Origin of the sequence: Oceaniglobus roseus, from assembly GCF_002869745.1 — a bacterium.
Taxonomy (GTDB): Bacteria; Pseudomonadota; Alphaproteobacteria; order Rhodobacterales; family Rhodobacteraceae; genus Oceaniglobus; species Oceaniglobus roseus.
Window position 1 is genome coordinate 76,207 of sequence record NZ_PNOS01000004.1, and the last position, 12,106, is coordinate 88,312.

At 70.1% G+C, this 12,106-nt stretch carries 10 protein-coding genes; 5 read left to right on the forward strand and 5 right to left on the reverse strand.

Annotated elements, in window-relative coordinates; genetic code table 11:
- The 3 genes from A7B20_RS03585 (at position 1) to hflX (ending at position 3,157) form a co-directional block, all read left to right on the forward strand.
- Positions 1–1,506, forward strand: coding sequence for a potassium transporter TrkG (locus A7B20_RS03585; protein ID WP_102107185.1), 1,506 nt, complete (start codon positions 1–3; stop codon positions 1,504–1,506).
- A 137-nt stretch (positions 1,507–1,643) separates the two neighbouring features.
- Positions 1,644–1,877 carry an RNA chaperone Hfq gene (hfq, locus tag A7B20_RS03590; protein ID WP_102107186.1) on the forward strand — a complete coding sequence of 78 codons (234 nt, stop codon included), beginning with the start codon at positions 1,644–1,646 and terminating at the stop codon, positions 1,875–1,877.
- Positions 1,878–1,882: 5 nt separating this feature from the next.
- A complete protein-coding gene (gene hflX / locus A7B20_RS03595) occupies positions 1,883–3,157 on the forward strand; it encodes a GTPase HflX (protein WP_245866513.1) in 1,275 nt (424 codons plus the stop codon).
- Between the two features lie 147 nt (positions 3,158–3,304).
- Here the strand turns inward: hflX and trpE are convergent, their stop codons facing one another.
- On the reverse strand, positions 3,305–4,816 hold the full coding sequence (gene trpE, locus A7B20_RS03600; RefSeq protein ID WP_102107187.1) for an anthranilate synthase component I: 1,512 nt from the start codon (positions 4,814–4,816) through the stop codon (positions 3,305–3,307).
- Between the two features lie 18 nt (positions 4,817–4,834).
- On the reverse strand, positions 4,835–6,685 hold the full coding sequence (locus A7B20_RS03605; protein WP_102107188.1) for a peptidyl-prolyl cis-trans isomerase: 1,851 nt from the start codon (positions 6,683–6,685) through the stop codon (positions 4,835–4,837).
- 226 nt (positions 6,686–6,911) lie between these two features.
- On the opposite strand from A7B20_RS03605, the gene A7B20_RS03610 reads away from it, so the two are divergent.
- Positions 6,912–8,075 (forward strand): MFS transporter, encoded by a 1,164-nt coding sequence (locus A7B20_RS03610; protein WP_102107244.1) that lies wholly within the window; start codon positions 6,912–6,914, stop codon positions 8,073–8,075.
- Between the two features lie 114 nt (positions 8,076–8,189).
- Here the strand turns inward: A7B20_RS03610 and A7B20_RS03615 are convergent, their stop codons facing one another.
- From A7B20_RS03615 to hemB, 3 genes are all read right to left on the reverse strand, one after another.
- The gene (locus A7B20_RS03615) at positions 8,190–9,368 is read right to left on the reverse strand and encodes an aminotransferase (protein WP_102107189.1); all 1,179 of its coding nucleotides are present in this window, start codon (positions 9,366–9,368) and stop codon (positions 8,190–8,192) included.
- Positions 9,369–9,464: 96 nt separating this feature from the next.
- Positions 9,465–10,025 carry a lipid-binding SYLF domain-containing protein gene (locus A7B20_RS03620; protein ID WP_102107190.1) on the reverse strand — a complete coding sequence of 187 codons (561 nt, stop codon included), beginning with the start codon at positions 10,023–10,025 and terminating at the stop codon, positions 9,465–9,467.
- Between the two features lie 363 nt (positions 10,026–10,388).
- Positions 10,389–11,396, reverse strand: a complete 1,008-nt coding sequence (gene hemB, locus A7B20_RS03625; RefSeq protein WP_102107191.1) for a porphobilinogen synthase — start codon at positions 11,394–11,396, stop codon at positions 10,389–10,391.
- A gap of 141 nt (positions 11,397–11,537) precedes the next feature.
- Here hemB and A7B20_RS03630 point away from each other — a divergent pair, with 141 nt between their 5' ends.
- Positions 11,538–12,065 (forward strand): component of SufBCD complex, encoded by a 528-nt coding sequence (locus A7B20_RS03630; protein ID WP_102107192.1) that lies wholly within the window; start codon positions 11,538–11,540, stop codon positions 12,063–12,065.
- Positions 12,066–12,106 lie beyond the last annotated feature (41 nt).

Below are 12,106 nucleotides of genomic sequence, written 5' to 3' on the forward strand. Positions count from 1 at the left end.
ATGGAACGCCTTCTCACCAAGCTTCCGTTCATCGTCGTGCTGCTCGGCATCGCGGTGCTGGCGATGCTGGTGCCCGCCGCCCATGCCACCGCCATCGGCGACAACCGCACGGCGCGGGTATTCCTCTATTCCGCGATCCTGTTCGGCGTCATCGTCAGCCTGATCGCCGTCGCCACCTCGGGCCTCGTGGTGCGGCGCCGCGCCCGCGGCTACCTGATCTCGATGGTGGCGGGCTTCACCCTGGTGCCCGCGGTGATGGCCGTGCCGTTCTACGAGGCGCTCGGCACCACCACCTTCGCCCGCGCCTGGTTCGAGATGGTCTCCTCGGTCACCACCACCGGCGCGACCCTCTACGAACCCGCGCGCCTGTCCGACAGCCTGCACCTCTGGCGCGCGCTCGCGGGCTGGCTCGGCGGGCTCTACGTCTGGGTGACGGCGGTGGCGATCATCGCGCCGCTGAACCTCGGCGGCTTCGAGGTGCTCTCGGGCGAGCAGATCGGCGAGGGGACCAGCCCCTCGGCCACGCAGATCACCCGCGTGGCCGACGGCTCGCAGCGGATCGTCCGCTTCACCGCGCGCCTCGCGCCGATCTACGGCGGGCTGACGCTGGCGCTCTGGATCGGTCTTCTGGTCTCGGGCGAGGCGCCGCTTGCCGCCGTCTGCCGCGCGATGTCGACGCTCGCCACCAGCGGGATCGTCAGCGGGCAGGGCGGCATGGGCGGGCTTCCGGCCGAGATGCTGATCTTCGTCTTCCTGTTCTTCGCCGTCTCCCGCCTGACCTTCTCGCGCGAGGGCGCGGGGCCTCGGCGCCTGAGCCGCGACCCGGAAATGCAGATCGGCCTGTTCCTAGTGACCGCCCTGCCGCTGTTCCTGTTCCTGCGCCACTGGATCGGCGCGCTCGAGGTCGACGACGAGATGAACCTCCAGGCCTCGCTGCTGGCCTTCTGGGGCGCGGTCTTCACCACGCTGTCCTTCCTCACCACCACCGGCTTCGAATCGAGCTACTGGGACGAGGCGCAAAGCTGGTCGGGCCTGTCGACGCCGGGACTGGTGCTGATGGGGCTCGCCCTGTTCGGCGGCGGCGTGGCGACCACGGCGGGGGGCGTGAAGCTGCTCAGGATCTACGCGCTCTACAAGCACGGGGTGCGCGAGCTGGAAAAACTGGTCCATCCCACCTCGGTCGGCGGCTCGGGCTCGGCCGCGCGGCGGATGCGGCGCAAGGGGGCCTATGTGGCGTGGATCTTCTTCATGCTCTTCGCCGTCTCCATCGCCGTCGGCATGATGGCCTTCTCGCTGACCGGGCTCCAGTTCGAGCAATCGGTGGTGCTGACCATCGCCTCGCTCACCACCACCGGCCCGCTGCTGACGCTCGCGGTGGCCGACCCGATCCTGCTGGCCGAGCAGGGCGGACCGGTGCGCGCCATCTTCGCCGTCGCCATGGTGCTGGGCCGGCTGGAAACGCTGGCGCTGATCGCCCTGCTGAACCCTGACTTCTGGCGGCGCTGAGGGGGCGGAGCCGACCGAATCCGATGCGGCGACGATTTCACTCTTTAAACTCGCGGAAAGCCGCTTCATACTTGAAGCGGTGTGAAAAATGACGCCCGCATCGAATGACGGGCCAAGAACAAGATTTGGACGGGACAATGGCCGGCGATAGACAGAATCTGCAAGATGCCTTCCTCAATCATGTGCGGAAGACAAAGGTCCCCGTGACGATCTTCCTGATCAACGGCGTGAAGCTGCAGGGCGTCATCACCTGGTTTGACAATTTCTGCGTGCTTCTGCGCCGCGACGGGCAATCGCAGCTTGTCTACAAGCACGCGATCTCCACCATCATGCCCGCCTCGCCGATCAACCTCTACGACGGGGAAGAGTAATCTCGATGGATGAGACCGCGGTTCAGGCCATGCGCGCCTGGGTCCTGCATCCCGAGCTGAAGTCCGACCGCGACCGCCGCGACCCCGAGGCCGCGCTGGCCGAGGCCGTGGGACTGGCCGCCGCGCTGCCGAACCTCGATGTGGTGGGCAGCGAGGTCGTGCGCCTGCCGAAGCTCCAGCCGGGGATGCTGTTCGGCAGCGGCAAGATCGAGGAACTGAAGGCGCGTTTCAAGGAGGCCGAGGTCGGGCTTGTGCTGATCGACGGCCCGGTGTCGCCGGTGCAGCAGCGCAACCTCGAAAAGGAATGGGGCGTCAAGCTGCTCGACCGCACCGGCCTGATCCTGGAAATCTTCTCCGACCGCGCCCGCACCCGCGAGGGCGTGTTGCAGGTCGAGATGGCGGCGCTGTCCTACCAGCGCACGCGCCTGGTGCGCGCCTGGACCCACCTCGAACGGCAGCGTGGGGGTTTGGGCTTCGTCGGCGGCCCCGGCGAGACCCAGATCGAGGCGGACCGCCGCGCCATCGACGAGCAGATCCTGCGGCTGAAGAAGCAGCTTGCCAAGGTCGCCAAGACACGCGAGTTGCACCGCGCGGCGCGCGACAAGGTGCCGTTCCCCATCGTCGCCCTCGTCGGCTATACCAACGCCGGGAAGTCGACCCTCTTCAACCGCATGACCGGGGCCGAGGTGATGGCCGAGGACATGCTTTTCGCGACCCTCGATCCGACCATGCGCGCGGTCGACCTGCCCTCGGGCAAGCGGGTGATCCTGTCCGATACCGTGGGCTTCATCTCGGACCTGCCGACCCAGCTCGTCGCCGCCTTCCGAGCGACCCTGGAAGAGGTGCTGGCGGCCGACCTGATCCTCCACGTGCGCGACATCTCCCACGCGAATTCCGAGGAACAGGCAAGCGACGTGCGCGCCATCCTGAAGGAGCTGGGCGTGACACAGGCCACGCCGCAGTTCGAGCTCTGGAACAAGATCGACGCGCTGCCCGCGGAACGGCGCGACGCCGTCACCACCGCCGCCGCCCGGCAGGACGGGGTGCTGGCCATCTCCGCCCTCACCGGCGCGGGCCTCGACGCGCTCTATGCCGCCATCGCCACCGCGCTCGACGACGAGCGCACCGAGCGTGCGCTGACCCTGGCCTTCGGCGACGGCCGGAAGCGGGCCTGGCTGCACCAGGAAGGCGTGGTGGAATCGGAGGTCCAGACCGAGACGGGGTTCGACCTGACCGTGCGCTGGACGCCACGCCAGGAACAGGCATTCCGCAACCTCTGAACCCTCGCGCGGGCGGAGGGTGCGGGAGCCTCCGGCGGGAGTATTTATCGCAAAGAAGAAACAGGGGGCGGATTTCGACCGCCGGGGCTTCTTCTTTGTCCAAATACTCCCTCGCCGGAGGCGTCCGACCTTTCGGCCCGCGCTGCCTCAGCCGTTCGAGCGCGTCGCGAACCGCCCGGCGTCCTGGGCCGCGCGCAGCAGGGCCTTGGACTTGTTGACCGTCTCCTGGTACTCGGACTCGGGGTCGCTGTCGTAGACGACGCCACCGCCCGCCTGGATATAGAGCGTCTCGTCCTTCAGCACGGCGGTCCTGAGCGCGATGCACATGTCCATGTCGCCGTTCGCCGCGAAATAGCCGACGCCGCCGCCGTAGACGCCGCGCTTTTCCGGTTCGAGCTCGTCGATGATCTCCATCGCGCGCACCTTCGGCGCGCCCGAGACGGTGCCGGCCGGCAGGCCGGCCAGCAGGGCCGAGAGCGCGTCCTCGCCCTCGTTCAGCTCGCCCACGACGTTCGAGACGATGTGCATGACGTGGCTGTAGCGCTCGATGATGAACTCCTCGGTGGGGCGCACCGTGCCGATCTTCGCCACCCGGCCCACGTCGTTGCGCCCGAGGTCGAGCAGCATCAGGTGTTCGGCCAGCTCCTTCTCGTCGGCCAGCAGGTCCGCCTCGTGCGCGCGGTCCTGCTCCGGCGTCTCGCCCCGGGGGCGGGTGCCCGCGATGGGGCGCACCGTGACCTCGCCGCCGAAGACGCGGACTAGGATCTCGGGGCTGGCGCCGATCACCTGGAAGCCGCCGAAGTTGAAGAAGAACATGAAGGGCGACGGATTGGTGCGCCGGAGCGAGCGGTAGAGCGAGAAGGGCGGCAGCGCGAAGGGCGCCGACCAGCGCTGCGAGGGCACGACCTGGAAGATGTCCCCGGCCTCGATATAGGCGCGGGCCTTCTCGACCGCCGCCAGGTATCCCTCGTGGGTGAAGTTCGAAGTCAGCGTGACCGGCGCGATCTCCTGCCCGAGGTCGCGGCTTTCGCCCTGGGGGCTGCGTTCGAGGTCGCGCACCGCGTCCATCACCCGCTCGGCTGCCTGGGCATAGGCCGCCCGCGCCGACAGGCCCGAGCCGACCCATGCGGGCGCCACCACCGTCACCTCGCCCTTCACCCCGTCGAGCACCGCCATGACCGAAGGGCGCAGCAGCACCGCGTCGGGCAGGTCCAGCGGATCGGGGTTCACGTCGGGCAGGTGTTCGACCAGCCGGATCATGTCGTAGCCGAGATAGCCGAACAGCCCGGCGGAAGAGGCGGGCAGGTCGGCGGGCAGGTCGATCCGGCTTTCGGCGATCAGCGCGCGCAGCGTCTCGAGCGGGCTGCCTTCCAGTTCCGCCCAGGCCTCGGGGTCGAAGCGGGCCTGCCGGTTCAGCCGCGAGCGGGTGCCGCGGCAGTCCCATATCAGGTCCGGCTTCATGCCGATCATCGAGTAGCGCCCGCGCACCTCGCCGCCCGTGACGGATTCCAGAAGGAAGCTGTCGGAGCGGCCGCCCGAGAGCTTCAGCATCAGCGAGACCGGCGTGTCGAGGTCGGCGGCGAGGCGGGCATAGACCACCTGGTTGCGCCCCGCCTCGTAAGCCCTGGCGAATTCGTCGTAGGAGGGAAGGAACTGCATCGCCGGGACTTTCGGAAATCAGGGGAACTGGGCGTTGACGGCGTTGATCGCCGCCTGGTTCAGCTGGATGCCCGCGTTGGTCTCGATCGCGCGGGTGAAGGCGTCGGCCATGTCGCGGGCATAGCTCTGGGCGGTCTGGGCCGAGAAGTCGGTGCGGATCTTCTGCGCCTCCTCCGTCTCCATGTCCGGCGCCACCACGGCGTCGAGGCGCAGCAGCACGGCGCCGTTGGCATCAGACAGCACCCGCGTCTCGCCCGGCTGCATCTCGAAGGCGGCGGTCACCATCTCGTTCGGCGCGCCTTCCACGAAGCCGTCGCGCAGCAGGCCCTTCTGCTCGACCGGGGCGACCGGCGCGGTGTCGATCGCCTGGCCGCCGTCGACGGACTGCTTCAGCGCCTCGGCCTGGGCCACCAGCGCCTTGTTCGTCTCGTCCTGCTCCCAGGCCGAGATCACGGCGACCTTGACGTCCTCGAAGGGTTGCAGGGCGGGCGGCACGATCTCGTCGAGGCGCAGGGCGAAGATGCCGCCGTCGGCCAGCTGGCCGACCTCGGGGAAGTCGCCGACCTCGGCCGCCTCGGCGGCGGTGCGGAACTCGGTATAGGCCGCGATGGGCTCGCTGCTCTGGTCGGACAGCAGGAGGGTGCCAAGCTCCAGAGGCGTCTCCTGCGCCACATCTTCCAGCGTCGCGCCGCCGGCGAGAAGATCGTCCACCGGGTCGATCTGGTCGGAGACGAGGCGGCGGGCCGCGTCGGCGGCGAATTCGTCGACCAGCTCGGGGCGGACCTCCTCGAAGCTGCGCTCCTGCGCGGCGAGAACGCCGTTGACGCGGAACAGCGCGGGGCCGAGATCGGTCTCGACCGGGCCTGCGACCCCCGTGCCCTCGACGGCGAAGACGGCATCGCCCGCTTGGCCCAGCTGCGCCTTCGACAGGTCGCCGAGATCGACGTCCTGGAGCGAGAGGCCGCGCTGCTCGACCAGGTCGTCGAAGGTCGTCTCGCCCGCGTCGATGGCGGCCTTCGCGTCCGCCGCCTCCTGCTCGGAGCCGAAGACCAGCCGCTCGACCAGCCGCCGCTCGGGCTGCACGAACTCGTCGATGCGCTGGTCGTAGAGGGCGCGCAGGTCGGCATCGTCGACCTCGACCTTGTCGGTCATCATCTGCGGGCTGAGCCAGGCATAGGTGATCTTGCGCCGCTCGGGCAGGGTGAAGGTCTCGGGGTGGGCGTCGTAGTAAGCCTTCAGCGTCGCCTCGTCGGGTTCGGGCAGCGGCTCGGCCAGGTCGCCGGGGCCGAAGGGGACATAGGTGATGTCGCGCTGCTCGCGGGCATAGGTGTAGAGCGTGTCGGTGAAGACCGGCGGCGTCGCCGTGGCGGCGACCAGCGCCCCCTGGAGCAGCGTGCGGGCGGTATCGTCGCGGATCGATTCCTCGAACTGGCCGACCGACTGGCCGACCTGGCGCAGCGCGGCGGTATAGGCGTCGCGGTCGAAGCCGCCGTTCAGGCCCTGGAAGGCGGGGACGCGCAGAAGCTCGCGCTGGACCGCCGCGTCGCCGACCGAAAGACCGATGCGGTCCGCCTCGTTCTCCAGCGCCGCCGACGCGACCACCTGCTGGAGCACCGCGCGGTCCAGCCCGAAGGCCTGGGCCTGGGCAAAGGTGAACTGCTGGCCGGTCTGCGCCTGGAGCGAGCGCAGCTCCTGCTGCACGGCTTGGGCATAGCGGTCGGTCGAGATCTCGGTGTCGCCGACGCGGCCGATGCTGCGCACGGAGCCGCCGAAGTTCACCGCCCCGAAGCCGGCGAGGCCGACCACCAGCAGAAGCAGGATGAGCCAGACGAAGAAGTCCGATGCCTTGCGTGCCGCGCCCTTGGCCATGGTGCCTCCCCGATACCCTGTGCGTGCCGGCCGCGGCCGGTCTTATTTCATCGGGCGGATACCTATGACAGGCCGGGAAGGGGAGCAAGGGGCGCGGCGCGCCGCGAACGCTTCGACGGGTCTCGAAATATCACTTGATCGTCAGGCGGCCTGTGCCATGGATGGGCGGACAGGACAGAAGGCGCGGCGCTTCATGGGTGCGACGACCCGACTTGGACCCTCGGGGATGACACGCACCGTGGCGGTGCTGGGCGTGGTGCAGATCCTGACCTGGGGATCCAGTTTCTACCTGCTCGCCGTGCTCGCCGCGCCGATCCACGACGCGACCGGCTGGCCGCTGCGGTGGGTGGCCGGGGGCGTCTCCTGCGGGCTGCTCGCCTCGGGCCTCGCCGCGCGGCGGATCGGCGGGATCATCGCCACCGGGGGCGGACGGCGGGTGCTGGCGACGGGGTGCCTGCTGCTTGCCGCGGGGCTTGCGGTGGTCGGCCTGTCGCAAAGCCTGCCGGTCTACCTGCTCGGCTGGCTGGTGATCGGCTGCGGCATGGGCGCCTCGCTTTACGACGCCGCGTTCTCGGTGCTGGGGCGGCTCTATGGCACCGCCACGCGGCGGGCGATCACGCAGCTGACCCTATGGGGCGGGTTCGCCAGCACCGTCTGCTGGCCGCTCACGGCCGTTCTTGCCGATACGCTCGGCTGGCGCGGCGCCTGCCTGGCCTATGCGGCGGTCCACCTCTGCGTGACGGCGCCGCTCTGCCGCTTCGCGCTGCCGCCCGTGCCCGCCGTGGCGCCGCCCGCCGCGGGCCAGGGACAACCGTCGGCCGAGGGGGCGGGCGATCCGCGGTTCTGGCTGATCGCTCTGGCGGGGGTGACGATGACGATGCTCTCCTCGCTCCTATCGATCCACCTCTTCGCCTTCCTCGCCGAGCGCGGGCTGACCCTGGCCCAGGCGGTCGCGGTCGGCGCGCTGATCGGCCCGGCCCAGGTGGGCGCGCGGCTGGTCGAGATGCTGGGGCGGGGCCGGCACCACGCCGTGTGGACCATGGCGATCTCGACCGCGCTGGTGGCGGTCGGGCTGGTGGGCCTCGCGGTCGGGCTGCCGGCGGCGGCGGTGCTGGTGGCCTTCGGTGCCGGGAACGGGCTCTGGTCGATCGCGCGGGGCACGCTGCCGATGGAGGTCTTCGGCCCCGACGCCTATCCCCGCGTCATGGGTCGGCTCGCCACGCCGGTCCTGCTGGCCTCGGCCGCGGCGCCGCTGCTGGGCGCGGTGCTGATCGTGCGGCTCGGGGCAGGGGGCGCGCAGGTGCTCCTGGCCTGCGCCGCGCTGGTGCCGCCCTGCGCCGCGGCGGGGGTGGTCGTGCTGACGCGGCGGGAGCGCGCATCCCGCGTGTGAGGCGAGATCGCGGCGGCTACACCGGCGGGAGTATCGGCGGAAAGAAGACGCCGAAGGGCTTTCCTCGCGTCCCTGCTGCCGTGCTTCGCCGCGGACCGCAGCGGGGCGGAGCCTCTAGAACCGCAGCCCTTCCAGCCGGTCGAACAGCGCCCCGATCCCCGCACGGTCCACGTTGGCGAAGGCGATCCTGAGCTGCCGCCTGCCGTCGGCGTCGCCTTCGGGCGTGAACATCGTGCCGGGCAGCAGCAGCACCCCCGCCTCCTGCACCAGCCGCTGCGCCAGCGCGTCGGAGGGCAGGTCGAACGGATGCTCGACATAGGCGAAATAGGCGCCGCAGCCGAGCAGCCGCCAGCCTTCGAGCCGCGGAAAGCCCTCCTCGATGGCGGCGCGGCGGTCGAGGATCTCGTCCCGCTCGCCCGCCAGCCATTGCCCGAGGTGGCGCATCCCCCAGAGCGCCGCGTGCTGGCCGAGCTGGGAGGGGCAGATCGTCACGGTGTCGAGGAACTTCTCCACCTCCGCCAGCCGGGCGACAGACGCCGTGAGCGCGCCGACGCGGTGCCCCGTCAGCCGGTAGGCCTTGGAGAAGGAGTAGAGCTGGATCAGCGTCTGGTCCCAGTCGGGATCGGTGAACAGGTCGTGGGCCGCGCCGGATCGGCTGTCGAAATCGCGGTAGGTCTCGTCGACCAGCAGCGGCAGGCCCTTCGCCCTTGCCAGCTCGTAAAAGGCGCGCACCGTCTCGGCCGGGTATTCCGCGCCGCCGGGGTTGTTCGGCGTCACCAGCACGATCGCCCTGGTGCGCGGCCCGATCAGCGCCGCGGCGGCCTCGGCATCGGGGATCAGAGTCGCGCCTGTGGGCAGCGGGACCGCCCGGACGCCGGTCATGTCGAGCCACATCTTGTGGTTGAAATACCAGGGCGTCGGCAGGATCACCTCGTCGCCCTGGGCGGCGATGGTCGACATCACCGCGGTGAAGGCCTGGTTGCAGCCCGAGGTGATCGCCACCTGCTCCGGCGCGACGCGGCCGTTGTAGTCCCGGCTCCAGGTCGCCGCCACCTCGGCGCGCAGCTCCGGCATGCCCAGCACGGGGCCGTAGAGATGCGTCTCGTTCCGGTTCAGCACCGCCTCGGCCATGGCGGCGCGCAGGTCGGGGTGGGGCGGCTCGACCGGGGCGGCCTGGCTCACGTTGATCAGCGGACGCTCGGGCGGGAAGACGGCATCGGCCAGCCAGCGGCGCGCCTCCATCACCGGTGGCGGAAAGGTCGCGGCCATGTTGGGGTTAAGCAGAAGGGGCATGGAACGCGCTCCGGGGTCAGCTGAAATCGCGCGCACCCTAGCTTGGCGGCGCCCCCGGCGAAAGGGGGCGCCGCCCGGCCCTGACGGGCCGCCGGATCAGGGAATGATGCGGGTGTATTTCGTGCCCTTCAGCGTCGCCCCGGCCAGAAGCCCGGCCTGGCCGAAGATCACCGCGATCACCGGCGAGAGCGACGTCGTGGTGTCGGCGCTGAGGTTGCCGCCCTGGTCGTTGGCGACATACTGCACGTCGGCGCCCGCCGAGTAGCCGGGGGAGCTGCGGAACTTGTAGAGCGCGTCGTTCGTCATGAAGAACAGCACGTGCGCATACTGCTGCGCGCCGATCTGGAGGCCGACGCTGGCCTGGGCCGCGGAGTAGTAGTCCACCGTGGTGTCCGCGACCAGCAGCGCGCCGCGCCCGTAGGCGCCGCCGATGCCGAGCCCGGCCTGGGTCACGAGCGGCATGACCAGCATCCCCGCGGACTTGTCGCGCAGGTCGCGGGTGGCGGGATAGGTGGAATAGAGATAGTCGAGCGTGCTTCTGACGCGGGCGTCGATCGTCGCGGCGCCGTTGCTGCCGATGCCGTTGGAACAGGCGCCTGTCACGAACACGGCGGACGCGGCGCCGGCGAGAACGCTGCGGCGGGTATGGATCTTCATCGGGGATTGCCCTTCATGCTGCCGGTTGCCTCGGGGGTGCGACGGCCTTGACCGGCCGTTCTGGGTGGAATCCTAACCGGAAGTCGTGGACGTGTCACGCTTTCATGCGGTGTTTGGCGGGGATCTGCCTGCGTCGGCCACAATAACCGGGCCCGCCGGGATTGCGGGCGGGATGTGTCGCGGGCGGGAACGGCGATCCGGGACAGCTTTTGCGCGGCGCGCCGACCGGCCGGTGCGAGGGCCGAGGGTTCGGGAGCCTCCGGCGGGGATATTTATGGAAGCAAAGATGGGAGCGTTTCGCCCCCGTGGGCCGGAGCCGGGGCTCGCCGCGGCGCCGGCGCTACCGGCGGCGGCCACCCGCTGTCAGTGCGCCACGGGGCCGTGGCCGAGAAGCCGCGCCATGGCGGGGGCGAAATAGGTCAGGATGCCGTCGCAGCCCGCCCGCTTGAAGGCGATGAGCGACTCGGCCATCACCTTCTGCCCGTCGATCCAGTTCTGCGCCGCCGCGGCCTGGATCATCGCGTATTCGCCGCTGACCTGGTAGGCGAAGGTCGGCGCGCCGAAGCGGTCCTTCACCCGCCGGCAGATGTCGAGATAGGGCAGGCCGGGCTTCACCATCACCATGTCGGCGCCCTCGGAAAGGTCACGCTCGACCAGGCGCAGGGCCTCGTCGGAGTTGGCCGGGTCCATCTGGTAGGTCTTCTTGTCCCCGGTCAGCGCGCCGGTCGCCCCGACCGCGTCGCGGAACGGCCCGTAGAAGGCCGAGGCGTACTTGGCCGCATAGGACATGATCGCCACGTCGCGGTGCCCCGCCGCCTCGAGCGCGCCGCGGATCGCGCCGATCCGCCCGTCCATCATGTCGGACGGGCCGAGGATGTCGGCGCCGGACTCGGCCTGGGCCAGCGCCATCCGCACCAGCGCCTCGACCGTCTCGTCGTTGACGATGACGCCGTCCCGGACGATCCCGTCGTGGCCGTTGACGTTGTAGGGGTCGAGCGCGATGTCGGTCATCACCGCGATCTCCGGCACCGCCGCCTTGATCGCGCGGATCGCCCGGTTCGACAGGTTGTCGGGGCTCCAGGCCTCCTCGCAGAGCTGGGTTTTCAGCGTGGGGTCGGTATAGGGAAAGATGCAGACCGCGGGGATGCCGAGATCCGCCGCCTCCTTCACCGCCTCCACCAGCAGGTCCACCGAGAGCCGGTTGACGCCGGGCATGGAAGCCACCGGCTCGCTCTGGCCCTCGCCGTCGCGCACGAAGACCGGCCAGATCAGGTCGCCGACCGACAGCACGTTCTCGCGGGCGAGGGCGCGCAGGGCGGCGGAGGATTTCAGGCGGCGGAAGCGGGCGGCGGGGAAGGGGGCGGTTGTCATGTCTCGGGCCTCGATCGCGGGTGGCACTGGGTTGCACGGATGCCGCGCCGGCTCAAGTCCTTCCGTACCGGCGCCGTTTCCCGGGTGGCCTTCGGCGGACCGCCTGAGTAGTGTCGCGCCGAACTATCCCGGGAGCCGCGCGTGGACTGGTACACGGCCGTCTTTGAACTGATCGACCTGCGGTCCTTCTCGAACCTCTGGTACTGGATTTCCCTCGCTGCCATCTGGTCCTCGGCCTCGCACTGGGTGCTTGGCGTGCCCTACGACATGGTCACGCGGGCCCGCCGCTACGAGGGCGAGGCGCAGCGGGATCTCGAGGCGATCACCCGCGTGAACGTCAACCGCCTGCTCTACATCACCTCGGTCTCGGGTCTCGGCCTGGTCTCGCTGACCTCGATGATCCTGTCGGGGCTGCTGCTGCTCGGATTCTGGTACGGGATCGAGTTCGCCCAGGCCGTGGTGCTGATCGCGCTGCCGATGACCGCCGTCGGCGGCATGTCCGTCGCCACCGCCGAGGCGATCCGCGCCGAGGGCAGCCACGGCGAGGCGCTGCGCCGCCGCCTGACCCGCCAGCGCCTCTGGACCCAGTTCATCGGCATCCTGTCGATCTTCCTCACCGCGATGTGGGGGATGTACCAGAACCTCGACGTCGGCCCGCTGGGCGGTTGAGGCCGCCGCCGCACGGTTTGCGATTGACACCGCCCCCCGCG

Bases quoted from the DNA above. Each gene is read 5' to 3' on its own strand.
- A7B20_RS03585 (WP_102107185.1), top strand. From the start codon at position 1: ATGGAACGCCTTCTCACCAAGCTTCCGTTCATCGTCGTGCTGCTCGGC.
- hfq (WP_102107186.1), top strand. From the start codon at position 1,644: ATGGCCGGCGATAGACAGAATCTGCAAGATGCCTTCCTCAATCATGTG.
- hflX (WP_245866513.1), top strand. From the start codon at position 1,883: ATGGATGAGACCGCGGTTCAGGCCATGCGCGCCTGGGTCCTGCATCCC.
- trpE (WP_102107187.1), bottom strand. From the start codon at position 4,816: ATGCAGTTCCTTCCCTCCTACGACGAATTCGCCAGGGCTTACGAGGCG.
- A7B20_RS03605 (WP_102107188.1), bottom strand. From the start codon at position 6,685: ATGGCCAAGGGCGCGGCACGCAAGGCATCGGACTTCTTCGTCTGGCTC.
- A7B20_RS03610 (WP_102107244.1), top strand. From the start codon at position 6,912: ATGACACGCACCGTGGCGGTGCTGGGCGTGGTGCAGATCCTGACCTGG.
- A7B20_RS03615 (WP_102107189.1), bottom strand. From the start codon at position 9,368: ATGCCCCTTCTGCTTAACCCCAACATGGCCGCGACCTTTCCGCCACCG.
- A7B20_RS03620 (WP_102107190.1), bottom strand. From the start codon at position 10,025: ATGAAGATCCATACCCGCCGCAGCGTTCTCGCCGGCGCCGCGTCCGCC.
- hemB (WP_102107191.1), bottom strand. From the start codon at position 11,396: ATGACAACCGCCCCCTTCCCCGCCGCCCGCTTCCGCCGCCTGAAATCC.